This is a genomic window from Gloeocapsopsis crepidinum LEGE 06123, from assembly GCF_015207655.1.
Taxonomy (GTDB): Bacteria; Cyanobacteriota; Cyanobacteriia; order Cyanobacteriales; family Chroococcidiopsidaceae; genus Gloeocapsopsis; species Gloeocapsopsis crepidinum.
In genome coordinates, this window is the sequence record NZ_JADEWN010000047.1 from 24,930 (window position 1) to 48,880 (window position 23,951).

The window sequence follows — 23,951 nt, forward strand, 5'->3', positions numbered from 1 at the left end:
AAATTAAAATTCAATTGAAGTAGGTAGCAGTCGCGGCTGCTGCCTAATTTTGAGTATCTGGTGCGGATAGGACATTGACACTAACTAGTGGCGTAACATTGAAGCCTTGGGCTTGTAATTCAGCTTGAACAGTTTGCGTGAGGCGATCGCTAATAATTTCTGCTGATTCTGTCACGCCTGCACGTCGCTGCACATACATCACAACTAGCAGTGTATTTTGTCCAGGGATATTTGGAGTCGGGAACCGGACATTTGCCTCCACAAGTTCCACCAAATCGTTATCTTCTACCACCTGCTGAATTGCCTGATTAGCACTTTGTTCGCGGCTACTACGTTGTAACTCTGGAGAATCAGAAAACTGCCAAAATAGCAACCCTAAAAGTGCCACAAATGTTACAGCTAATACAGTAGGAAACAAGCCTTTTTTGCCACGCTGATATCGCGCTCCTTTAGAAGTTAAACCATAACTCCGAAATACGAGCGATGCAGATAAATTAATTCCAACAAGTTGTAGCAATAGAACAAACACACCATTAATTGCCAAATCCCAGCGCCCCATAGCACTTGCCATACCAATTAAGCCCGCAGGTGGTGCTAACGAAGCAGCTACAAGCATTCCCACCGCTGCACCAGAAACAAGGCTACTGCGTTCGGATTGCACAAGGTTAACTGCTCCTGCCGCACCAGCAACGAGTGGTAAAAGTACAGCAACCGCAGAAATTTTACTGGTATCACTCATCGTGCTCGTTACTACTTCTTGCTGAAGAATGAAACTCAGCGTACCAGCAACAACGATTGTGACTACTAGTGCCACAAAGTAGCGCAACAACGTCCGTTTGAGTAGCTTAGCATCACCACGAGATGTCGCGATCGCCACATTCATCGCAGGACCCGCAAACGGTGCAATTAACATTGCTGCTACTAATAAGTAATTGGTGTTTGTATATAAACCAATCCACACAACTACACCCGCTGCAGCTGCATATCCGAGAAAAGCTTTCCAAGAACCAACACTTTGCAAACCTGCCAGAAAAATTTCAATCGGGCTACGAGCCTTGACATCAGTTACCTGTTCGGGTGCTTCATCTGCTGGTGGTTGCATCGCAATTACCCCACGCGGAATCAGCGTCACTTGCAAGTTTGGCAATGATTCTAAATCTCCTAAAAATCCTTCTACTTTCTGGTTGGAAATGTGAACTACGATCAGCTCAACAGGTTCGTCATTACCCATTGCTTCAACTCTTGCTGTATTTGTAGCATCATAAGCTTGAGCAATGTTTAGAACTTCCTTTCCATAACCATGTGGTACTTGAACAAGTAATTGCCGCATAAATATTTCCTACACCTTACTTTTATGATGCGATAAACTGAAATCAGGAACGAGCATAAGATGAGTTCGTTCTGAAAACTTCTTGGAAAATATCATTTCGCAGGAAGTGGGTACTAACCCACTTTTTTATTTTGGAAAATGACTCATCCCCTGATTCCACTAATCATCGAAATAGCAACACCAGTAGCAGAGGAACTCGGCTTGGAATTAGTCGGAGTAGTTTTTCACACGAACCAACGCCCACCTGTGCTGCGCGTAGATATACGCAACCCACACCAAGACACTGGTTTAGATGATTGTGAAAGAATGAGTCGCGCTTTAGAAGCCCAAATCGATCAAACAGATATTGTTCCAGATGCTTACGTGTTAGAAGTATCTAGCCCAGGAATTTCGCGGCAATTGAGTACCGACAGAGAGTTCATTTCCTTTAAAGGATTTGCGGTGATTGTTAGTAGTTCTCAACCGTATGAAGGTCAGCAGGAATGGGCAGGACAACTAATTCGTCGAGATGAAACAGCAGTGTACTTGAACCAGAAAGGTCGCGTAGTTGCCATTCCTCGCGATCTCATTGCTAAAGTACAAATCGACGAACGGCGTTAGAACAGGGGCGAGGAGTGAGTAAAAGAGTGGCTAGTCAATAGTGACTAGTGAAAGAGTGAAATCCATCTTAAGTTTTTTTCCTGACCTCTGATCCCCGACCTCTGACCCCTATTTTCTTTATTGAGGATTTTATTATGTCAATGGTGAGTTTGCCTGGACTGAAAGATTTAATTGAAAATATTAGTCACGAGCGTAATTTACCTCGTGTTGCCGTACAGTCAGCACTCCGCGAAGCGCTATTAAAAGGTTACGAGCGGTATCGTCGCGCGCAAAATCTAGATAAGCGGCATTTTGACGAAGAATTTTTTGACAATTTTGAAGTTGAACTTGATGTAGAAGAAGAAGGCTTTCGCGTTCTTGCAACTAAAACAATTGTGGAAGAAATCAGCGATCCCGACCATCAGATTTCTTTACGCGAAGTTCAAGAAGTCGCAGAAGAAGCGCAACTTGGTAGTGAAGTTGTGTTAGATGTAACGCCTGAACAAAAAGAGTTTGGTCGGATGGCAGCGATGCAGACTAAGCAGGTGCTGGCGCAAAAACTCCGCGACCAACAACGGCAAATGATTCAAGAAGAGTTTCAAGACTTAGAAAGTACTGTGCTGCAAGCTAGAGTTCTACGCTTTGAACGACAGTCAGTTATTATGGCAGTCAGCAGTGGTTTTGGTCAGCCCGAAGTCGAAGCAGAACTACCCAAGCGCGAACAATTGCCCAACGACAACTATCGGGCAAATGCTACGTTCAAAGTCTACTTAAAAAAAGTTTCGCAAGGTCAGCAACGCGGTCCCCAACTCATCGTCTCGCGAGCTGATGCTGGTTTGGTAGTTTATCTTTTTGCTAACGAAGTCCCAGAAATAGAGGATGAAGTTGTGCGCATTGTCGCAGTGGCACGCGAAGCAAATCCACCATCACGATATGTTGGTCCGCGCACAAAAATTGCCGTTGATACTCTAGAACGAGATGTCGATCCCGTAGGTGCTTGTATCGGAGCGCGGGGATCGCGGATTCAAGTAGTTGTCAATGAACTCCGTGGTGAAAAAATTGATGTGATTCGCTGGTCTCCAGATCCAGCAACCTATATTGCTAATGCGCTTAGTCCTGCTCGCGTAGATGAAGTTCGCCTAATGGACCCAGAGTTACGTCAGACACATGTACTTGTTGCAGAAGACCAGTTGAGTTTAGCTATTGGTAAAGAAGGGCAAAACGTCCGCTTAGCTGCACGCTTAACAGGTTGGAAAATAGATATCAAAGACCGTGCGAAGTATGATTACGCCGCAGAAGATGCTAAGTTTGCCGCAGCAGCAGCAGAGTATCAAGCACAGCAGGCTCAGATGGAGCAAGAAGAAGATTATGAGGATGAATTAGAAGAATTTACAGAATTTACAGAGAGCATGGAAGTCAGTGATGCTCCAGCTTGAGCAGAAAAGAACAGGCAATTCTAGATTAAAACTATTGTCTCTATTGTTTGACCCCTGACCCCTAAGATATGAAACCTAACTACCGACGCTGTATTGGTTGTCGTAGGGTTGCCTTAAAACATGAGTTCTGGCGAATTGTCCGCGTCTATCCTTCTGGGGAGTTACAATTAGATCAGGGTATGGGGCGTTCTGCATATCTTTGTCCGCAAGCCAGCTGTTTGCAAACAGCTCAGAAGAAAAATCTGTTGCGGCGATCGCTGCGGACGTCTGTACCCGAAGCCATGTATCAAGCCTTATGGCAACGCCTATCAACAAACCAACTTGTCAGCAACCAAAAAATTGAAACCACACTACCTATTCCAAATAAAAATTAAGTGTCATCTTCAAGTTATTTCAGCAGAAACTGCGTCTTGGCGCTATAACTAGCTGAGAATGACTGATAATAAACTCTGTCAAACTGAGTTAATGACAAAATAATAAAGAACATGAAACTAACGTAAATAGCTCAGTACGATAAATTAAAACTTTCACACAATATTTTCGTAGGTTAATGCAAGATTAAAGAAAGAAGCCACACAAATATATGGCAAGCAGTTAGTACGGATGCGTACCCTGAAGAGAAAGGGTCCGTAAAAATTCCTTAAGGATAAAATTGCGGTAAAAGCGGAGGACAGATCTATTAACCGTCGCGATGACAGAAAAATACCTTTCTCACACCAGAAATCTCTTTACTTTGTTGGAGGCACGGGCAGCAAATTGAACGGCAACCAATAAAACAGGACTCGCAGGATGGAGATGCTAACAAAACTCAGGCAACCATCCGTATACAACTGGTAGGTAAAGGGGAAGAGTGGATGAATAACGGCAAAGTAAGGATATACGATTTGTCAAAGGAATTGAATTTAGATAACAAAGATCTACTTGCAATCTGTGACCAGCTTAACATTGCAGTCAAAAGTCACAGCAGCACGATTAGCGAAACTGAGGCAGAACGAATTCGCGCCTTAGCAGAAAAGTACGTCGCTGAGCGTTCGGCTTCGCGACGAGAATCAACAACCCAAGCACATCACCCTAATAAAACTAAACCTAGACCTAACTTGCCACCAAAACAGCAAATCTTAGAAATTCGGAAACCAAAGACTCCCCCTCGTACCAACCAAAATTTGGCAGAGTCTCAAGTTAACTCAACTTCTTCACAGCCGCAGGGAGAGTCTCCTCTTGCGCCACGTCCTTTCGCCTCACCATCGGCACCATCCAAGCCAATGACACCGCCACCTCGACCAGTACGTCCTGCGCTTTCAGACAGTGCAAAAGAAGTGGCATCTGACAATCAAGACGAACCGAAAATAAATCAGGTAGAAGTTCAGAAAAAAGAACCTCAAAAACCGCAACTGGTCGAACCTCCGGCAAGACCAACTGCACCGACCACGCCACAGCTTAATTTACCTGAACGACCAATTCTGAAACGGGATCAATCTCAGAGTCGGAACCGACCAGCGACACCAGCTACAACAGAAGCACGAGCCGATAGCGGGGAAAAACCTGCACGCCGTTTTGTTCAAAAACCTGAGCAAATTGCCAAAGGCGAACCCGTTCCAGAACTACAAAGACCTAAAGTATCGCGGTTTAACGAACCAGCAACGACCAATCGTCCAAAACTAGCAGGAGTAGGTAGTGCAGAAGTAGATGAGGCAGCGACAGATCAACCAGCTGCGCTTCTAGAACTAGAAGATCCAGAAAAGCTCCTCAAACGACCAACACCACCGCGACCACAAAAAGGTGGGAAGAAGTGGCAAGAGGAAGAGATTGACGAAGGTCAAGACTCAGGTTCTAAAGTAGGAAAAGCTGGCACAAAAGCTAAGCGCATGAAACCCATCATTGATCTCGATGATGAAGAGGATCTTGATGATGCTGATCTAGATATTGAAGCTCCAATCAAAGTTAGCCTTTCTATTGCACGTCCACCTAAACAAAAAGCTGCGCGTCCTGGACAAGCAGCAGGTGTAGCTCCAAGCGCTATTAACACGATTAGAAGCAAAAAGATGGCTCAGCCTCGCGAACAAAATCGCCGTCGCGAGCCAGAGCAGAAAGAGGAACGTCCAGAAAAGATCGTTATTACAGGTACAATGACGGTTCAGGAATTAGCTCAAGCTTTGGTTACTCCTGACACAGAAATCGTTAAGATATTGTTCCTCAAAGGTATTGCGGTGAATATCACGCAAAACTTGGACATTCCCACCCTCACAATGGTGGCAAATGAGTTGGGCGTAGAAGTAGAAACCGCTGAACCAGAAGCTGAAGCTCGTAAAGTTACTGAGATGATAGATGTGGAAGATCTGGAGCTGCTCCAGCGTCGCCCACCAGTAGTAACTATTATGGGTCACGTAGACCACGGTAAAACTACTTTGCTTGACTCAATTCGCAAAACTAAGGTGGCGCAAGGCGAAGCTGGTGGTATTACCCAACATATTGGTGCGTACCACGTCGATGTGGAACACAATGGGCAAATGCAGCAGATTGTCTTCCTAGATACTCCTGGTCACGAAGCGTTTACAGCCATGCGGGCACGCGGAGCGCGGGTGACAGACATTGCAATTCTTGTTGTTGCTGCTGACGATGGCGTACGCCCACAAACGATTGAAGCAATCAGTCATGCTCAAGCGGCAGAAGTCCCAATTATTGTCGCTATCAACAAAATTGACAAAGAAGGCGCACAACCAGATCGCGTTAAACAAGAACTAACGCAGTATGGACTAACTCCAGAAGAATGGGGTGGCGAAACCATCATGGTGCCTGTTAGTGCAATCAAAGGAGAAAACTTAGATACTCTCTTAGAGATGATTCTCTTAGTCGCCGAAGTAGAAGAACTTTCTGCTAACCCAGATCGCTTTGCTAAAGGCACAGTTATTGAAGCACATCTCGATAAGGCAAAAGGACCTGTTGCGACTTTGTTAGTCCAAAACGGAACTTTAAATGTGGGATCTGTTTTAGTTGCTGGCTCGGCATTTGGTAAAGTTCGGGCAATGGTTGACGATCGCGGACGAAGAGTAGACATCGCTTCGCCTTCTTTTGCAGTAGAAGTATTAGGATTGAGCGATGTGCCAGCCGCTGGCGATGAATTTGAAATCTTCTCACAAGAGAAAGAAGCGCGTGCGCTCGCAGAAGAACGCGCCAACAAACAACGGCAATCACGCCTAATGCAAGGACGTGCTACACTTACCAGCGTTTCAGCACAAGCCCAAGAAGGCGAGTTGAAAGAACTCAATTTGATTTTGAAAGCAGATGTTCAAGGTTCGGTAGAAGCGATCGTTGGTTCGCTCAAACAACTGCCACAAAACGAGGTGCAAATTCGCTTATTGTTGGCTGCTCCAGGAGAAGTGACAGAAACTGATATCGACTTGGCTGCTGCGAGTAATGCTGTCATTATTGGCTTCAACACAACGCTTGCTAGTGGTGCTCGACAAGCTGCAGATGAAGCAGGTGTGGATGTCCGAGAATACAATATCATCTACAAACTGATAGAAGATATTGAAGGCGCATTAGAAGGTCTATTAGAGCCAGAACTAGTCGAAGAATCGCTCGGTCAAGCTGAAGTGCGCGCTGTCTTCCCTGTTGGGCGTGGCGCTGTTGCTGGTTGCTACGTGCTCTCAGGTAAGCTAGTTCGTAACTGTAAACTACGGGTACGTCGCGGCAGTAAGATTGTCTATGAAGGTACGCTTGACTCCTTAAAACGGATGAAAGAGGATGTCCGCGAAGTCAACGCTGGATATGAGTGTGGTATTGGCGTCGATCGATTCAACGATTGGGCTGAAGGCGATATCCTTGAAGCCTTCCAAATGGTGACTAAACGCCGTACGTTAGGAGGGTCTAGAAATTAGGGGCTTGGGCTAGGGATGCAGGTCGCATCCTTAGTCTGTCTTTTTATCTAAACTCATATTGTAGATTCACTTTCTAGGTTAGCTGCCGTGTCAATGGAAACTTTTTTCAAATTTTCCTAAGTGTACTGTAGGTGCTTGTTACCAGTGATGCAGAACTTGCTGGAATAAAACCTTATTCTTAAGATAAAGATAGCACCGGATTTACAATTTTAGGTTTGCAAGTCAAGTAGCTTCTACCCATCGCAAACACTCACACAGAAAACTGAGGAAATATGGCTATTATCTCTGCGTCTCGCCATTCTCAATCGGATCAACATCAAATTTGGGATCATCTCAAACAGGCGATCGCTACAACTTCTGGATTTCGCCGCTGGCAACTTGAGCGATCGCCACATGACGCCCAGATTAATAATCTAAGTTTAGACCACCAAGTTAAACTCTATTTACGTGAGACTTTAGAAACTTTAGCGTATTAAAGTACAAATGTGAGACACAAAAAGACTCACTTGAGTCCTTACTAATGTTAGATGATGGCTAGTGTTAGCTGATCTGATTAAGTAAATCTCGAACACGTCCTCCACGATTGAGGATATCTTGAATGTTTCCACTTAAGCGACGTAATTGACGATAAGCAACTTCTAGGCGATCGCCATCTACTTGTACTTCCTGTGTTGGATAGTTTTGCAGCACTTCAATCAGTGAGACTTGTCCATCACGAGCGGAAAGAACTAATGCAGCACGTAAGGCTTGTCTATCAGCTCGTCGCGAAGGTGTATAGATGACTTGACTAATCTCGTCAAGCAAAGCATTGCCTACAGGACTATTCAACAAACGATCTAAGAAGATAGGATTGACTGTGACAGGTTCAGTTAAATAACGACGTACTGTTGCTGGATCTTGTCCTGCCCTGGCGAGATTAGAGCGTAGCGATCTCGAAAGTTCTCCAGTTTCAGCAAAGCGAGAAAGTTCGGCGACAGAAACTGATTGTCGAAAAATTCGGTATCTTAGTACCACTCGTTCAGCAGCATTAGCTACAGGAATCTCAAAGATACCATGACTACTAAAAAAAATACCTGTACTAGCCACTACCGCAGCAGCAAGATGTAGAAATCTCAAACGCATTTTTCTGTTGATTGTTAAATCATTCTTTATTAATTCTTTTGACGAGCCGTTAAGATGTTAAGTTGCGTGATCCTAAGCGCTGAGTGCAATATCTCTCTTGAGACGTAAGCAATCGTCGTTTCAGTCAATGCTTGAATCAAGTAGGTTAACTAAATTAAGTTAAATATGGTAGGTGAAAATCGACAGAAGTTAAAGATAGTAATTGGGAATTGGTTAGTGGCAACTCAACAATCAACCATTAACCAACCTCATATGTGATTGTGTCCACCAAATAGAGTTAGCGTCTTGTCTGTGCGCAATTAAAGGCTATTCCACAATTGGTAAACAAGACTTAGCTTTTAGACAGATACTCCTAAAAAATGTCTAGCTTTTTTATACCAGTTCGATTGCTTGATTGTACTGATAATCTTCCTCTAAATACTTGATTTTTCTTCTTTTACGCTTTTTTGCTCAATAAAGGCTGTTGCTGTCATACCTTGGTGCTTCTGCGTAAGTTCTATTTTTGATAAAAAACTTAGGGAACTTGGCTACAAATGTCTTTGTCTTCCGCTATAGTTTTGCATGGGTTTTATAACTTTTCAGCTAATAGCGTATTTGGTTAAATACTCATAAACTGATGTAGTTATGATGCAGATTGTAATGAGGCAATGCTAGTAAGCCCTCAAAGTAGCCCAAGATAAGGCACAAGCAACTATGTAAGTGTTCTTATCTTATGAATAAAGTTTTTGCGTTTGTACGCGATCGCCTTACCCTAGTTTAAGAATTCAAGAGATGCAGACAGTATGACAAAGCACGGTTCAGACAATCGCAAATCAAATATTTTTAGAGTTATTTCTACTAAAGGGTGTGCGCCACATTCTTTAGGTGCAAGAGCGAGTGCACTATTATTTGTGGCTACAGGTGCAATTTTTTTAGCTGACATAGCGATTACGCAAAGCTTAGCGCCAAAGGCGATCGCATCTTCTAAAAAGCTTGCTCAATTTGTTGTTCCGACAACAAACGAGCCGATTTCTACACCAACACCTAGTCCGACTCTAAGTCCATCTCCAACACCATCCCCGACCACAAGCCCATCACCATCACCATTACCAACACTATCTCCAACACCATCCCCGACCACAAGCCCATCACCATCACCATTACCAACACTATCTCCAACACCATCCCCGACCACAAGCCCATCACCATTACCAACACTATCTCCAACACAAACTACTCCGACGACGCCAAGTACGAATCAAGTTCCAGCAACGACAACAGTTATTTACGTTAATCCTCAAACTGGAACCGACAGTGCTGGTGCTGGAAGCACCGCAGCAGCGCCTTATAGAACAATTACCTACGCACTCAGCCAAGCCCAACCTGGTACAGCGATTCAATTAGCACCTGGTAACTATAGCAGTGAGACAGGAGAAGTTTTTCCACTCACAATTAGACAGGGTGTGACTCTACGCGGTGATGATGCTAGCAAGGGGCAATCCATTGTCATTACAGGCGGTGGAGAATATGTGAGTCCCACGTTTGCACGGCAAAATATTACGGTACGTGCTGAGAACAATAGTGCTGTTAGTGGAGTTACGATTACCAATCCCAATACACGAGGAACCGCACTGTGGATTGAATCCACAAATCCTACCGTAACGAACAATACTTTTGTCGAGAGTAACCGCGACGGCGTTTTTGTAACGGGTTCAGCCAATCCCAAGATTGAAGCTAATGTCTTTAGTAAAAATGGCGGTAATGGTATTTCAATAGCGCGTTCTGCTCAAGGCGAAATTCGCAACAATACATTCCAAGATACAGGTTTTGGGTTAGCGATCGGTGGTGCATCCTCACCGTTAGTTGTAGAAAACCAAATCAAGGAGAATCAAGACGGTATCTATATATCTGAATCGGCTCGTCCTATTCTACGTAGCAATGTGATCGAGAACAATAAACGCGACGGTATCGTAGCTACTGTAAATGCTCAACCGGATCTTGGTACTGGTGAAAGCGCAGGTAATAACATCATCCGTAGCAACGAGCGCTACGATGTTTACAACGCAACTCGTGGCAATACGTTGCTTGCTGTTGGCAATACGCTTGATGCTAAGCGTACCTCAGGAAAAGTTAATCTTGTTGCACCACAATTTGCCTTTAGTGATGTTCAGGGATTATGGGCACAACCTTATATTGCAGCCTTGGCATCACGAGAAATTATTGCTGGTTTTCCTGATGGCACTTTTAAGCCCAATGAACCAGTAACGCGGGCACAATTTGCAGCGATTGTGAGTAAAGCGTTTGCTCCGACACCTCAACGTCAAGCGCAGGAATTTAATGATGTTAACCGTAGTTTTTGGGGATATCAAGCTATTCAAACTGCTTACCGAGGTGGCTTTGTTGCTGGTTATCCAGGCGGTGGATTTCAACCACAGCAACAGATTCCTCGGGTTCAAGCACTAGTTTCTTTAGCCAATGGCTTGAACTTACGTGCTGATAATCCGAACGTACTTACTGCTTATACAGATGCTTCCCAAATTCCGAGTTATGCTACCGATGCTGTTGCTGCAGCAACTCAAAGGCAATTAGTTGTGAACTACCCGTCACCAAATCAACTAAATCCCAATCGCCCTGCTACCCGTGCTGAAGTTGCAGCATTTGTTTACCAAGCACTTGTGAATTCTGGACGCGCCCAAGAAATTGCATCGCCTTATTTAGTCAGGGTTCCTTAGAGCTAATTTAAAAGCGCCAGAACCGAAAAATAACGAATCTGGCGCTATAAATGTTGGTTTTTAAGAGATTTAGGGTCTTTATGTAGTAAGTGACCCTACTTATTTATTTGCTTTTATATTCAGGGTCTTTAAATTAGCTGACCCCGTTTGAACCTATATATATGATGTCAGAACTTCTATAAAATCTTGCGTTTCCTAATAATTTTTTTATTTTTTATACCAGTGTATGTTTTTTATTAAATATATTTGAAGTTTCGTTAAAGCTTGGGTTGTCTCATTGCTATTAACAATTATACGTGTATCAGCTTTTGCGAGAATCACGATCCCATCTAAACAGGAATATCATTAAAGCGACGACTCCAACTTGGAGCGCAAAATTAGGTAAAGCCGTCTCAACATCACGTCCAGCCGCTAATTGAGTGAGAAAAATTAATGCTCCAATCAACCCAGAAGCACCAAAGCTAAAATAAACAAATTTACGTAAACCCCGATAAGGAGCAGCAGCTTCCGCTTTTAAGCGGGCATATTGTTCAGGAGTAAAACGTTTACTGTTGCGGTTTTTTGAATTTGGTTTGACCATGAAAGCTAAAATATTGATACAATAGTATGCCGCCACGCCGATGTAGCTCAGTGGTAGAGCAATCGATTCGTAATCGATCGGTCGCGAGTTCAAATCTCGCCATCGGCTTCAAGTAAGTTAAACTCATTCTTCAAAACTGGGTGTTGGTTTAGATTCAACCTTTAAGCCAGGTAGCCCCTCAAGTTTTTCTATAGGAGAGAGTGGGGCAGCTTCCTGAGGAACGAAAATTGTTAATCCTCCTGGCACACACTCGACATCAATTGGAGTGTCACCAATAAGTTCGCCGTCTAACACAACTCTTTGTGGAGGATTTGTGCGGACAATGACACGTTTAGCGCGGAGATAACCAATGTCTTCGCGTTGTGCAGCATTTTCATTTAAGGCAGTTTGCAGTAAGTGGTAAGAAGCAGCGATCGCGCCTGCACGCGATACTGGAGCGATAATGGTCACATCAATCAACCCATCGTCAAACACGACTCCTGCAGGTCCTTGTGCCAAAATTGAAGTTGGAGGAGCTGCATTAGCAACAGTCACTGCAGCCGCAGTTACGGTAATAATCTTATCTTCGGTTTCAATCTCGGCTTCAAAACTTTCCATCTCGCGCAATTCTTGTAATCCTGCCATAACATAAGCCATAATGCCAAAGCGGTTTTTGGCTTCGCGATCTGCACGCTTGACAGTTTCAGCTTCAAAACCAATTCCTGCTAACAAAACCATAGGTAGATTGTTGCACCGCGCTGCATCGACAACACGCGTTGCACCACCTAAAATTGTTTGACAAGCTGCTTCAATTGTGTTGGGTAGCTCTAAAGCAGCAGCAAAAGCATTTGCTGTACCGCGAGAAATAATGCCAAGTGGCATGTCTTTACCTACCAATGCCGCAGCAGCTGTAGACAGTGTACCATCGCCACCAGAAGCAATAATTTTTGTTGCGCCTTGTGCGATCGCCTCTTGCGCTATCTCATCAGCTCCCTTATCCTCGGTAGTAAACCGAATATCAAGATTAATCTCTGGTTCTAAAATTCCACGAATCTGGGCTAAATCTTGTTCAGGGTTGCTTTGACCGGCAACAGGATTAAAGATCAAACAAGCATCAGTTCGGCTCATACCAATCTAGTTTTCAATCACGATAGTTAGACTTTCTAGATCGTCACATTGTCTGAAGAAATAGCGATCGCCATTTCTTCCAAAGCGCAACAACATTACCAAAGTCAAAGACAGTCTACAATTTAGAAAGCTTAAGCTTTATATCTTAGCAAGAACATAACACTTGCTATTGCAAAACTGACACTACCTAAAGTTACAAAAATCTTGAAATGCCAGACCCGATGATGTACCAGCAAGACACTTTTGTGGTGCTGGAACCCGATCAACCCGAACAGTTTTTAACGACAGCAGAACTATTTGCCAAGCTGCAAGAAGTTCTCAACCAACATCAGGAAGATTTACCGCGAGAGTTACAGCGATTCACATCGATTCAAGCACAAGCTCAATACTTAATGGATACCAGCTGTGAATTTGATGTTGGTCCTGGAAAATATTTACAGTGGTATGCTGTCCGTCTAGAGAAGTAAATGGCAGTTAACTAGCTTTTACTTCTGAATCTTCTTTCAAAGTTGGACTACTTACTTGCCCAGTCGTAATTAAAGCTAGCTCTATTTTTTCAGCTTCTGGTTGAACAATCTCTACACGAATTCCAGGACCAAAAAAGCTTTCCATTTTTTGCTGTTTATCTTGCCAAACTTGCAAAGAAATGAATGGAGAGTCAAATTCTAGAATCAAAGCATAAGCGCCTTGGATTTCGGTTTCGCGTAAACCTGTGATGATTGGTCTTTCTTCATCTGTGGGACTCAAGCCTAGAAACGAAAGTGTTGTATCCAAGTGTGCTTCTTGACCGTAACGATAGCGAGTGACATCTTGACGAATTTGATTTTGTGTTGCTGTTGCTTGTGTTTGGCGAAGTGTCAGTAACTCTGGTGTTGTTGGTTGGCTGAATGGAACTGGTACAAGTTCCGCTGCTTTCAGTGCTAATCCTCCCAGTAACAAAGGTATGCCGTAAAAAAAGCCCACTAAGTTTAGCGTCGGGTTGTCATTGAAGTAGGCAGCAAACCCAACTACAGTTAGTATTCCACCAAGAACTAACCCTAGTGTTCCCAAAGATGTTTGACGTAACATAATATTCAGCCGCTAATCGCAATAACTCCAAGCTTTTATTATCATCGAAAATCTTGGGTCTGAAACCCCGTCCTTCTAGGACGGTTTTATATTTAAGCTAATTCGCTATATATTTTAGATACAGCGAATTATTTAAAGATGTACGCCACTCAGAAGAATCAACTTAGAAGACTTAACTCTCAGGAGTTTAATGCCCTGAAAGCTTTGTGTCGTTTGAGTAAGAATCTTTTTAACGTGGCATTGTACTCTTGCCGTCAGTATTTCTTTGCCGAAAGAAAACGCCTGAGTTATGAATCTAACTACCATATCTGCAAGTCAAACGAGAATTATCGGATGCTTAACACCGATATCGCTCAACAGACGATGAAAGTAGTAGATAGAAGCATGAGGTCGTTTTTGGGGTTGATGCGGGTAATTAACATAGGAAAATGTGACCAAAAGCCGCAACTGCCTAAATACTTGTCTAAGGATAGTTATTTCCCCTTGATTATTCCTCGTATTAGACTCAAAGATGGAATGTTTGAAATTCCTATGGCTCGCGAGTTTAAACAAGAATACGGCTCGGTTAAAATCGCCCTTCCAGAAAGACTCAAAAATAAAAACATTAAGGAGGTACGAATCCATCCAAAATATCAGGCTAGATGGTTCGAGATTGAGTACGTTTATGAGGATGAAAAAATAGAAACACTTGTTGATGATAGTAAGGCTATTGCTATTGATGTGGGAGTCGATAATCTGGCTGCTTGCTTTGATACTGAAGGGCATCAATTTTTGATTGATGGAAAACAACTTAAAAGCATTAATCAGTGGTACAACAAGCAAAATGCATACCTTCAATCTCTTAAAGATAAACAGGGAATTAAGTCTTTTACCCATAAACAAGCAAGGCTTTACAAATGGCGTAATAATTGCATCCGAGACTATTTGAATAAAGCTGCAAGGATAATAATTAACCATTGCCTCTTTCAACAAATAGGGAAGTTGATAATTGGGTACAATCCAGGGATTAAGCAAGAAATTAATGTAGGGAAATCTAACAACCAAAACTTCGTTCAAATTCCTTTTTGGCAGTTGAGACGTAAGCTTGAAGCTCTCTGTTTTAGATATGGAATTGAGTATGCCGAGCAAGAAGAATCTTACTCGTCGAAAGCTAGTTTCTACGATCAAGACGAGATGCCCGTTTACAATGCCGACAACCCTAGCCAAAATAAGTTTTCTGGCAGAAGGATTAAGCGTGGATTGTATCGAACAAAAAATAAACATCTAGTCTCAGCAGATATAAATGGTAGTGCGAATATATTAGTTAAAAGTAAGCACAGACTGGATTTCCAGCGAGTGTCTAGCGGGTTTTTGGCTAACCCTTTAAGGATGAGTGTCTCTTAAGAATCCTCGCGCCCTCTACGGCGGAGAGTGTCAACTGGTTTTGATGCATAGGTACTCAGCATAAGTCGGTGTAGTGTAATTTGCTTCTACAATCTCAAAACCTGCTCTGATTAACATCCCCTCTATAATCCATTCATACGTGCTATGTTCCTCGCACACATGCATCTCAAAATCACTGGTTGTCCACCCTTCACCTTCAGGCTTAGCAACTTGTCTAATCCATTGATTAATTGATGCTTCATAGTCTGCGGGTGGAAATGAGAAGATCGCATCTCGTAAGTAGAAAATACCTTTCGACTGCAGCATGGCAGCAATTCTCAGAAAAGCCGTCATCTTCCAGAAATCGGGCAAGATATGAAGTGCATTTTTGGTGACAACCCAGTCAGCTAACTTGTCTTGATGTTCGTAACTCAAGAATCCTGCTTGATGAAACTTGATATTGGTCGCGCCTGCTATTTCTGCTTTGCGTTGAGCGTAAGTGAGCATCGCTTGTGAAATATCGACAGCGTGGACAAATGCCCCAGTCAGCGCAGCTTGAATGGCAAAATTCCCTGTACCTGCTCCCAAATCAATAACAGTATGTTCTGCTGTAATTCCTAACCGAGTGACTTCTGCTGTAATTCCTAACCGAGTGACTAAAGCTTGCTCTTTTTCTGGTGAACTAGATGTTTGATTGCGATCGTATTCAACTTGTGCTGCATCCTCAAAGTCAACCCCAGCCATTTTAGACTCTTCATAATACCAAGCAGGAGTCATGGTTTTGCACAATAGTAAAGAACATCTAGATTAAAGATATGAATTTGCTTTTCATACTGCAAGCCAGCTTTTTCGATCACCCTTCTTGATGCCAAATTATCGGGCAATGCCATAGCAATGAGTTTATCTAGCTTAGCGACATTGAAACCATATGAAACTAATGCTTGAGCTGCTTGTGTTGCAATTCCTCGTCCCCAATAGGCTTGTGCAAGTCCATAGAGTACCTCAACTTCATCAATTTCGTCTAAATACCGCAGACCACAATAGCCAATCATTTGAGATGAATTGTTTTCTACAATTGCCCAAACTCCATACCCGCGTTCTTGCCAGTGTTTGATGAAAGATTGTAGCAATTTTTCGGCATTTTCTCTAGAAATTGGAACTCCCTGACTGGGAAGGAATCGCGTCACTTCAGGATCAGCCCAGATTTCGGCAAGAGCGTCTAAGTCAGAGCATTGCAGCGATCGCATCACAAAACCGTCAAGCTATAGAACTGTTGGCTCAGCAGGATTTGCCATAACGACGTTACCAATCAGTAACCTTAACTTAGCATCTCATCACCCATAATAGCTTGACGATGTAGTGAGGATATTTTTGAAACTACAAATAATGAATGACGAGCCGTTGTTACACCTGGCAATTGCAGCACTTTATAACTATGGTTTAAAAAACGCTCAGCTAACGCGCTTAGGTGGAGCAAGTAACACAAATTTTAAAGTAGATGCTGACGGTCAATCCTTTGTTTTGCGTCTACACACATCTGCACTTCATGACCGAGATGCTATATCTTCAGAACTAGCTTGGCTAAGCAGTTTGCATAGCAATACGACTTTGATACTCCCTAAGCCTATTGTTAATTTAAATGGAGTGCTAGTCACAAGTGTATTTGCTGATAATGAGTTAGAACTACTTTGTACTCTCTTGTCTTGGGTAACAGGGAAAATACCACCGACTGTGAATACTTTGACCGATGAACAACTTGCCAAAGTAGGATCTGTGATGGCACAACTTCATAACCATTCACAACAGTTTAAACTGCCCGATCGCTTCAAACGCCAAACATATGATGCAGCGCACTTTAGTCAACGTTTAGAGCCTTTGTATATGACTTTAAGCGATACTGCAAATCAAAATGAGCTAGATAGTTTAAAGGTCAATGGTAATCACATCATCACTCGTTTTACTCAACTAGAACGCAAGCAAGACAGTTTTGGTGTGATTCATGCCGACTTTCATTCTGGTAATTATTGACTAGATGGCGAAGAGGTGCACATTATCGACTTTAACCGTTGCGGTTTCGGATTTTACTTGTATGACCTTGCCTTAGCTTTGATGGAACTTGAAGAGCAACAACAGCAAGTCTTTTGACAAGGTTACGAATCTGTCAAACCATTGCCTAGTGATTATACAAAGCTTAAAGATATGTTTCTGTGCTTAGCTTACCTTGATAATCTCGGCTTTCTTGTCCCCCGTCTTGAGGAGCAAGCATCTGTTATGAAAGAATTGCCGTATGTCGTTCAAGCCTTACGTCGTGTAGTTGAGATATTTTAATGGTATTCTTGTCTCTTTGCTAAGCAGATTGAAAACAAGTATTAGAAGAGACGACATACTTTCAGACTGCTAGTATATGATTTTTTGTTGCAGCGATCGCTCATCTTCAACTCTAACTATGGTTTCTATTCTTCTTGACTACAATATAAACAGAGTCAAACTTACAATAGCAGCATGAACCCCGAAACACTACGCGAACGAGTAGCTCAAGTCGTTAGTAAACGAGAAACTCTCTTACTGTTGTTAGAACAACCCAATCTAGGGATTTTAAGAACAGATGTCAATCAAGCCTTGGAAGAAATGGATGACTTGATTGATGAATATCGCCGGACTTTTCCGAATGAGGCACAATCTTTTTAACTGAAATTCAGTTTTTGATACTAAAAAGCGCCAAGACAGTTTTATGCACTGTAATTTTTTGGCGCTGAACTAATACCTGTGTTATTTCTATGTAATACTACGGTTCCCCAACTCTCGCACTAAGGCAATTAAGTCTGGAGTAGATGTGTCTTTACGACAAAAGGCATCCATGTTGTTGAGTTGATTATTTTCTCGCAACTTTGGTTCCTCTAGGGATGAGTAGGCAATAATTTGAGTCCCTGGGGCAATATCTTTAATTTGGTTAGAAGCACTCAATCCATCCATAACTGGCATTTGCAAGTCAAGAATGATCACATCAGGATGATGGCGTTGTACCATTTCTACTGCTTCTAAACCATTGCTAGCTAAACCTACTAACTCTATGTTCTCTTGATTAGCTAACGCTAATTTGAGACTAAAACGAGTTAGTTCGTGATCGTCAGCTACTAAAACGCGTAAGGTACCAGACTGACAGGACAAAGGTATCATCCAATAAAATAAATAACGACTTATTAAATATTGAGTTCAGTGTATGGCATAGCAGGAGTCAATTTACTCTATCTGCTGGGTGAAACACTTTCATCGGTTATTACAAATATTACTTTTAATAATTAGTAAAAGTTATCAATGTTAATTATTATAAAGATCTACTTAATTATTGGCTGGCGTGTATGCATGTAAATTAGGTATTGAACGCTTTACTCAGCGATCGCAAATCAGTAGGAGTACTCCGAAACAAGCACTCTGAAAAGAACACGTGTAAGCCTCACTTTTTTAGAAGGCGGCACCCAGATTCGAACTGGGGGATAAAGGTTTTGCAGACCTCTGCCTTACCACTTGGCTATGCCGCCATGATGATCTACTGACAACGCAACAAGTTAACTTGTGTGACTCAGCGTACTTGCATTTACTTGCTTTTCTTAATTAAGTTGGGCGCACCTGAGAATTTTCACTAAACTAATATAGCACTAATAGAAACAGATAGATTAGTTGATAGTGCTTTAGTGTTACCTTGTCGTCTTGGTTGCGATCGCCTCAAGCTTATCGTGATTGAAATCACACATAATGCGGTTAAGGATCGCATATTACCGTTACTTTTCTCGATAGTATGAAGAAGCATAAATTAAGATAAAGCTTGTGCTTGTGTACGTTTCCAGCTTTGCGTCTCAAAAATACTGGAAGCTACAGTTTTGTGTACTGAAAGTTGTGCTTTTACTTGCTTTGTTATTTGACTTGTACTCAAGATGAGATATTGTGCTGCTAGAGAATAGCATTTTTGGACAAAAACTGGTGTCTGCAAAAATGAATCAATCTCCCTTATCGATTGCTCAAATTTCAGATATTCATCTATTTACGGATGAGAAGCAAGACTTATTAGGGCTAAACACAACACAATCGTTTCAAACAGTTATCGAACGGTTACTGTATTTGCGCGATCGCTTAGACTTGTTGTTGCTTACAGGAGACTTATCACAAGATGGGACACCGGAATCGTATAAGCGCTTGCAACACTTGTTGCTGCCACTAGCAATGCCTACCTACTGGATTCCAGGGAATCATGATTATTTCCCGACAATGCAACAAATTTTGAATCATGCCTCTATTTTTGCAGAGAAAGAATTTATTCAAGGTGGCTGGAACTTTGTTCTCATCAATTCTGCTGTACCTGGGCATGCTCATGGTCAACTTTCACAAACAACACTAGCTTGGTTAGACTGGCGACTTGCAAGTTGCAGTACTCAACCTGCTTTAGTTGCACTGCACCATCCGCCTTTTCTAGTCAATTCTCAGTGGCTAGATAGTAGCACACTAGAAAACTCAGAGGAGTTTTTTGCAGTTTTAGATCGCCATCCACAAGTCAAGTTAGTTTTGTTTGGTCACATTCACCAAGAATTTCATTGCCAGAGAAATGGCGTGCATTATCTAGGGAGTCCCTCAACCTCAGTTCAATTTGAGCCAAATAGCCCGCACTTTTCCATAAAACAAGAAAATCCAGGATTCCGACTAATTAAGCTGTATCCTGATGGTAGTTGGCTAACTCAAATTGAGCGCGTAGCTTATAGTGAATATGTTTTAGATTTAGCAGCAACTGGGTATTAGGCGAACAATTCAGAATGCAGAAGCTGAGAGAGACTAGAAATGATGAGTGGTGAAGTGTTGATTTTAAGACTTAATTCAATTCAAAACTCAAAATAATTGCCTCCGGCACCTTTGTTCGCTTTCCAAAACTAATCACTCTTTCACTAGCCACTAATTTCTTTTCACTTGTTTGTTTTACACTTTGACTTCATCAGCAAAGTTGTTCCAACGAACGAAGTAAAATGGTCCAGCAACAGAACCCCAAACGTGCTCATCAGTTTCAGGATCTCGTCCTCGATCGAGGCTGATAAACCGTTCTTGATCAATTTCAAATTCGCTATCTAGATAGGTCTTTTTATCTTTACGTACTACAATACACCCCTTTCCTGGCTCAACACTGCCTTTAAAGCTGTTTCCTGTCCATTCGACAAGCATATTACAGCCTGGTAATTTTTCTAAATGCTCTGATGCGATCGCCTGCAGGCGTTGGGGTTCGCGAGATGCACCGTAAAATTGTTGTTCGTCTTTAACGACATAATTCTCAATCATAATGCGATTGTCTGCGTTTACCAACTTTAATACTCGTACTCGATAGGGATTATTCAGCATATAATCGTATGCTTGTTCCACATAAAAGCTTACTCCGGAGAGGGTTTCTAGAGGGAGAGGGCGCATACAAACGCGAATGTGTGCAAAAAAAGGAGGATTTTCAAAAGCTTGTTCTTGATTGCTGAAATCTGCTGCCATCCACCGCGCTAAAGTAGCGATATCTGTAGAATGAGTCATTTGATCGGTCTTGGATAACGATAACGTTGTTTGTAATACTCTTTTGAGTATTTTAAAACTCAAAGCTACCTATTTTTGTGGAGAAATTTTACTAAGTGACTCGTCAAGGAGGTAGTGACTAGTGGAAGAGTGAATTTTTAGACGAAATGACTTGCTATTTTCATTGAGATATGCATGATTATGATATTTTTCTTCACAAGATGATTCAACGACGAGAGAAAGTTGTCGTTACTACTGCGATCGCGTTATGGCTGTGTTGTAGTTCCATTGCACTAGCACAGCGCCAGGAATCGTCATCTAATGCTTCGCCAAATCCGTTAGAAATAACGACACCAGATCCACTGCTACCTAGACCAAATCAACCATTGAGTCCTCAAGAACGTCAAAGTTTAGCAACAGCTTTAGATCAACTTAATATTCAAGCGCAAGCACAACTAGCAGCAGGAAATAGTATTGGTGCGTTTGAAATTTGGAATCGAGAACTGAGACTCAGGCGGGCTTTGGGTGCTTTAGCTGAAGTACAAGCTTTGGGAAGAGTCGGGGCGATCGCATGGAGTGAGAATGAAACCACTCAAGTTCAGATTATTACCCGTAGACTCCAAGCAATTCAACAACAAGCACAATCGCAACCCACAGTAGATTTAACATTACTGCGATCGCTTGGTTACGCTTATCAACAAGTGCGATCGCCACAACAAGCAATAGAAGTCTATAAGCAAATTCTTGCACTAGAGCGACAAGCGCAGAATACTGTTGCAGCAGACAATACTTTAAGAACAATTGCTGAATTACATCTTAGTTGGTTTGACTATTCACAAGCTGCTAAAAGTTATGAAGAGTTACGTAATTTAGCCAATACTCGCGGCAATCGCGTCAGTGAAGTGACTTATTTGCAACAGCTAGCTTATATTTACGACCGTGCTAGACAATATCAACAAGCAATCACAGTTAAACAGCGCCTTGCAGATCTGTATCTCAATGAGGCTCAATTCACTCAAGTCCCCGCTCTTCGGCTAGCGATCGCATCTGACTATCAAGCCTTAGGACAAACTCAGCAAGCATTTGAAAATTATCAAGAGGCTTATGCTTCTGCTTGGTCTTTGCGGCAGTATGCGCGTGCTGGAGATGCTTTACGGAGATTAATTGTACTTTACCGCAGCCAAGGTCAATTTGCGGAAGCTTTACAAACAAGTCAAATTCTTTTGGAAGCAGACAACAAAGCTGCTAATTTTTACGGTTTGATGAACACTTACGACCAAATTGGACAAATTCATTTACAAAATGGCGATGAGAATGCGGCTCTTACTGCTTTTGAACAAGGACTTGCGATCGCCCAACAATTACAATATCAACAACCTTACTTTACTCAACAGATTCAGCAGATTCAGCAGCAATTAGCGCAATAAAACTTAAAACCATCGATTTACGGTGTCCCAATAGTTAATTGAACAGATTAGCACCATACAACTTAGCTCCCCTGAAGTCAGCTCCTGCTAGAGTTGCACCGTCCATGTCCACTTTATACAGTTTTGCATCTTGAAGATTAGCACCCGTCAAGTCAACTTCATTCATAGTTGCACTAGTTGCAAAAGCTTTGAAGAGATTAGCTTCTTGCAAATTCGCACCTGTCAAATCTGCGCCTTCTAAGTTGGCATCAATCAGACTCGCTCCCTCTAAGTTGGCATTTCTTAAGTCAGCGCCAATTAAATGAGCGCCATTTAAATTAGCACCTGATAGATCGCATCCCATGCACTCCCTCGTTTCAATGAGTTGGCGTACGTGGGCTGGGTTTTCTGCTCTTACCGGAGCTGCTAGGGATACAGTACTCAGTAAAGCTGTAATAGCAAAAATCTCCAGTTTCATTATTATCCACCTCAAAAACAGGTTAAAAATCTTGTTATAGATAGCATCCCTCAAATAAAACGCTTTGCCCTCCTACGTGTGGACGACGCAGTAGAAGGAGATTTTTAGAAGTGCTGCTTAATTACTCTGACTAAGTTACCGACTAAGGGTATATTTTTTATAGTTTAGCAATCTCTCGAAAGTATGAATTAGCGAGCAAAAGCTCAATTTATGACAAGAATGCGGCGTAAGATTATTCATACAATTAGCTTGCTGTTTATGAAGAACAATCGTCTATTCTCATCAAATTAAAAAACTTAAGAAACCCAGAAAACCTAGATTCTTAGAAGCATTTTCCTTGTTGGTGCAAGTATTAGCATATCAATAGACTTCATGCATGAATCACAGATGTCCCTTGGCTGAAGTCGGGGCTAGCGAACGAAGTTTCAAGGGTTTTGAGATATGCAGCGGTAATGAGCGCACACTCAAGAGTCAGCATTTTGAGAGGATAATGCATACTCGCCCGTAGTTCACGGAGGTGGACAGAGTATGTTTCGCTGCAAATTTATTCGTCAAGCATTCTTTATGGATAAAGTCAAGGAGTTAATGCGAATAATGCACTTTTTTGCACTTTATTGTTCAAAACTAAGTTGATTAATGATTCCTAATATTACCTAGAGAGACTTGACATAGAGAAATCAATTACACAAAGATAACCAGAGATAGTGAATAATCACTAAGGAGCATCTTGCCCTAAGTATTACTTGTTTTACACTATTCCTATTTACTGTGATCAAGGCTTAATTAGCTACCAAGGAGTTAAATCTATGTGGTGTAGATGGAGCACAACGATCGCAGCTGTCACCTTCGGGGTAACAGCTGGCTTAGTTAGTTACGAAATGTCTTCTGTTGCTCAGCAACGGTATTACTATACTCCAGGAGAATTTCGTGTCACGTTACGAGGCTTAGGATATGACATTCCAGAAGAAGGACCTTTAACTGATGAAGCTACTCGTAATGCAATTCGGGACTTTCAGCAAAGATATGGCTTACAAGCTGATGGTGTAGCAGGTCCACAGACACAGAGTACAGCAGCTGATTTGATGAGAAATCTGCATGGAAGTTTGAACTTAGTTGTCAATCCTATTCCTCCTCTACCGCGAAACCAATTCTATACAACGCTCACAGAATCAGCAGTCGAACAGTTTCAAGAGCGATATAACTTAGAAACAACTGGAACTGCCAATCTAGAAACTCGCATCAGACTCGACCAAGAAGCTAGAAGAATTCTCAGCGGGGAAGAACCAACACCAACAGCTACGCCATCTCCAACACCATCTCCAACGGCATCTCCGTCTCCAACCCCAACACCAACAGCTACGC

25 protein-coding genes and 2 tRNA genes are annotated in these 23,951 nt (G+C 42.3%); 15 read left to right on the forward strand and 12 right to left on the reverse strand.

The annotated features are described in order from the left end of the window. Positions 1–43: 43 nt before the first annotated feature. Positions 44–1,330: a DUF389 domain-containing protein gene (locus tag IQ230_RS17540; protein WP_193933571.1), complete on the reverse strand. Its 1,287-nt coding sequence runs from the start codon at positions 1,328–1,330 to the stop codon at positions 44–46. 138 nt (positions 1,331–1,468) lie between these two features. Between IQ230_RS17540 and rimP the strand changes: the two genes are divergently transcribed. The 5 genes from rimP to IQ230_RS17565 all read left to right on the forward strand — a co-directional run bounded on the left by rimP (position 1,469) and on the right by IQ230_RS17565 (position 7,699). Continuing rightward, positions 1,469–1,930, forward strand: coding sequence for a ribosome maturation factor RimP (gene rimP, locus IQ230_RS17545; RefSeq protein ID WP_193933572.1), 462 nt, complete (start codon positions 1,469–1,471; stop codon positions 1,928–1,930). A gap of 134 nt (positions 1,931–2,064) precedes the next feature. After that, positions 2,065–3,345, forward strand: coding sequence for a transcription termination factor NusA (gene nusA / locus IQ230_RS17550; RefSeq protein ID WP_193933573.1), 1,281 nt, complete (start codon positions 2,065–2,067; stop codon positions 3,343–3,345). Between the two features lie 68 nt (positions 3,346–3,413). After that, entirely contained in the window at positions 3,414–3,719 is a 306-nt protein-coding gene (locus IQ230_RS17555; protein WP_193933574.1) for a YlxR family protein, read from the forward strand. A 480-nt stretch (positions 3,720–4,199) separates the two neighbouring features. Further along, on the forward strand, positions 4,200–7,223 hold the full coding sequence (infB, locus tag IQ230_RS17560; RefSeq protein WP_193933575.1) for a translation initiation factor IF-2: 3,024 nt from the start codon (positions 4,200–4,202) through the stop codon (positions 7,221–7,223). A gap of 272 nt (positions 7,224–7,495) precedes the next feature. Further along, positions 7,496–7,699, forward strand: coding sequence for a hypothetical protein (locus tag IQ230_RS17565; protein ID WP_099701301.1), 204 nt, complete (start codon positions 7,496–7,498; stop codon positions 7,697–7,699). A gap of 64 nt (positions 7,700–7,763) precedes the next feature. On the opposite strand, the gene IQ230_RS17570 is transcribed toward IQ230_RS17565, so the two are convergent. After that, positions 7,764–8,345 (reverse strand): alpha/beta hydrolase, encoded by a 582-nt coding sequence (locus IQ230_RS17570; RefSeq protein WP_193933576.1) that lies wholly within the window; start codon positions 8,343–8,345, stop codon positions 7,764–7,766. A gap of 782 nt (positions 8,346–9,127) precedes the next feature. On the opposite strand from IQ230_RS17570, the gene IQ230_RS17575 reads away from it, so the two are divergent. Then, positions 9,128–11,056 carry a DUF1565 domain-containing protein gene (locus IQ230_RS17575; protein WP_193933577.1) on the forward strand — a complete coding sequence of 643 codons (1,929 nt, stop codon included), beginning with the start codon at positions 9,128–9,130 and terminating at the stop codon, positions 11,054–11,056. A gap of 301 nt (positions 11,057–11,357) precedes the next feature. Here the strand turns inward: IQ230_RS17575 and IQ230_RS17580 are convergent, their stop codons facing one another. Next, the gene (locus tag IQ230_RS17580; protein ID WP_193933578.1) at positions 11,358–11,636 is read right to left on the reverse strand and encodes a DUF3493 domain-containing protein; all 279 of its coding nucleotides are present in this window, start codon (positions 11,634–11,636) and stop codon (positions 11,358–11,360) included. Positions 11,637–11,672: 36 nt separating this feature from the next. Here IQ230_RS17580 and IQ230_RS17585 point away from each other — a divergent pair. Next, positions 11,673–11,744 (forward strand) — tRNA-Thr (locus IQ230_RS17585). A gap of 15 nt (positions 11,745–11,759) precedes the next feature. On the opposite strand, the gene IQ230_RS17590 is transcribed toward IQ230_RS17585, so the two are convergent. Beyond that, the gene (locus IQ230_RS17590) at positions 11,760–12,743 is read right to left on the reverse strand and encodes a YegS/Rv2252/BmrU family lipid kinase (RefSeq protein ID WP_193933579.1); all 984 of its coding nucleotides are present in this window, start codon (positions 12,741–12,743) and stop codon (positions 11,760–11,762) included. 209 nt (positions 12,744–12,952) lie between these two features. On the opposite strand from IQ230_RS17590, the gene IQ230_RS17595 reads away from it, so the two are divergent. Next, positions 12,953–13,210, forward strand: a complete 258-nt coding sequence (locus IQ230_RS17595) for a chlororespiratory reduction protein 7 (RefSeq protein ID WP_099701306.1) — start codon at positions 12,953–12,955, stop codon at positions 13,208–13,210. Positions 13,211–13,217: 7 nt separating this feature from the next. Here IQ230_RS17595 and IQ230_RS17600 read toward each other — a convergent pair whose 3' ends face one another. After that, positions 13,218–13,811, reverse strand: a complete 594-nt coding sequence (locus tag IQ230_RS17600) for a DUF2854 domain-containing protein (protein ID WP_193933580.1) — start codon at positions 13,809–13,811, stop codon at positions 13,218–13,220. A 138-nt stretch (positions 13,812–13,949) separates the two neighbouring features. Between IQ230_RS17600 and IQ230_RS17605 the strand changes: the two genes are divergently transcribed. Continuing rightward, on the forward strand, positions 13,950–15,194 hold the full coding sequence (locus IQ230_RS17605; protein WP_193933581.1) for an RNA-guided endonuclease InsQ/TnpB family protein: 1,245 nt from the start codon (positions 13,950–13,952) through the stop codon (positions 15,192–15,194). Between the two features lie 30 nt (positions 15,195–15,224). Here the strand turns inward: IQ230_RS17605 and IQ230_RS17610 are convergent, their stop codons facing one another. Together IQ230_RS17610 and IQ230_RS17615 are read right to left on the reverse strand one after the other, a co-directional pair. Next, positions 15,225–15,950, reverse strand: coding sequence for a class I SAM-dependent methyltransferase (locus tag IQ230_RS17610; protein ID WP_228055092.1), 726 nt, complete (start codon positions 15,948–15,950; stop codon positions 15,225–15,227). Beyond that, positions 15,947–16,420 (reverse strand): GNAT family N-acetyltransferase, encoded by a 474-nt coding sequence (locus tag IQ230_RS17615; RefSeq protein ID WP_193933582.1) that lies wholly within the window; start codon positions 16,418–16,420, stop codon positions 15,947–15,949. Before IQ230_RS17615 ends, IQ230_RS17610 begins: the two co-directional genes overlap by 4 nt. A 139-nt stretch (positions 16,421–16,559) precedes the next feature. On the opposite strand from IQ230_RS17615, the gene IQ230_RS17620 reads away from it, so the two are divergent. The 3 genes from IQ230_RS17620 (at position 16,560) to IQ230_RS17625 (ending at position 17,861) form a co-directional block, all read left to right on the forward strand. After that, a complete protein-coding gene (locus tag IQ230_RS17620; protein WP_193933583.1) occupies positions 16,560–17,201 on the forward strand; it encodes a phosphotransferase enzyme family protein in 642 nt (213 codons plus the stop codon). Positions 17,202–17,372: 171 nt separating this feature from the next. Next, a complete protein-coding gene (locus IQ230_RS27440) occupies positions 17,373–17,501 on the forward strand; it encodes a hypothetical protein (protein WP_265576226.1) in 129 nt (42 codons plus the stop codon). A 174-nt stretch (positions 17,502–17,675) separates the two neighbouring features. Then, positions 17,676–17,861, forward strand: a complete 186-nt coding sequence (locus IQ230_RS17625; RefSeq protein WP_193933584.1) for a hypothetical protein — start codon at positions 17,676–17,678, stop codon at positions 17,859–17,861. A gap of 87 nt (positions 17,862–17,948) precedes the next feature. Here the strand turns inward: IQ230_RS17625 and IQ230_RS17630 are convergent, their stop codons facing one another. From IQ230_RS17630 to IQ230_RS26815, 3 genes are all read right to left on the reverse strand, one after another. Beyond that, the gene (locus IQ230_RS17630; RefSeq protein WP_193933585.1) at positions 17,949–18,350 is read right to left on the reverse strand and encodes a response regulator; all 402 of its coding nucleotides are present in this window, start codon (positions 18,348–18,350) and stop codon (positions 17,949–17,951) included. Between the two features lie 290 nt (positions 18,351–18,640). Further along, positions 18,641–18,712, reverse strand: a tRNA-Cys gene (locus IQ230_RS17635). Between the two features lie 272 nt (positions 18,713–18,984). Beyond that, a complete protein-coding gene (locus IQ230_RS26815; RefSeq protein WP_228055093.1) occupies positions 18,985–19,161 on the reverse strand; it encodes a hypothetical protein in 177 nt (58 codons plus the stop codon). 2 nt (positions 19,162–19,163) lie between these two features. On the opposite strand from IQ230_RS26815, the gene cpdA reads away from it, so the two are divergent. Further along, the gene (gene cpdA / locus IQ230_RS17640) at positions 19,164–19,961 is read left to right on the forward strand and encodes a 3',5'-cyclic-AMP phosphodiesterase (protein ID WP_193933586.1); all 798 of its coding nucleotides are present in this window, start codon (positions 19,164–19,166) and stop codon (positions 19,959–19,961) included. 174 nt (positions 19,962–20,135) lie between these two features. Here cpdA and IQ230_RS17645 read toward each other — a convergent pair whose 3' ends face one another. Further along, positions 20,136–20,726, reverse strand: coding sequence for a chromophore lyase CpcT/CpeT (locus IQ230_RS17645; RefSeq protein WP_193933587.1), 591 nt, complete (start codon positions 20,724–20,726; stop codon positions 20,136–20,138). A gap of 200 nt (positions 20,727–20,926) precedes the next feature. Here IQ230_RS17645 and IQ230_RS17650 point away from each other — a divergent pair, with 200 nt between their 5' ends. Beyond that, entirely contained in the window at positions 20,927–22,132 is a 1,206-nt protein-coding gene (locus tag IQ230_RS17650; protein WP_193933593.1) for a tetratricopeptide repeat protein, read from the forward strand. A gap of 34 nt (positions 22,133–22,166) precedes the next feature. Here IQ230_RS17650 and IQ230_RS17655 read toward each other — a convergent pair whose 3' ends face one another. After that, positions 22,167–22,589, reverse strand: coding sequence for a pentapeptide repeat-containing protein (locus IQ230_RS17655; RefSeq protein ID WP_193933588.1), 423 nt, complete (start codon positions 22,587–22,589; stop codon positions 22,167–22,169). Between the two features lie 806 nt (positions 22,590–23,395). Here IQ230_RS17655 and IQ230_RS17660 point away from each other — a divergent pair. Beyond that, on the forward strand, positions 23,396–23,951 hold a 556-nt coding region (locus tag IQ230_RS17660), incomplete at its 3' end, for a peptidoglycan-binding domain-containing protein (RefSeq protein ID WP_193933589.1).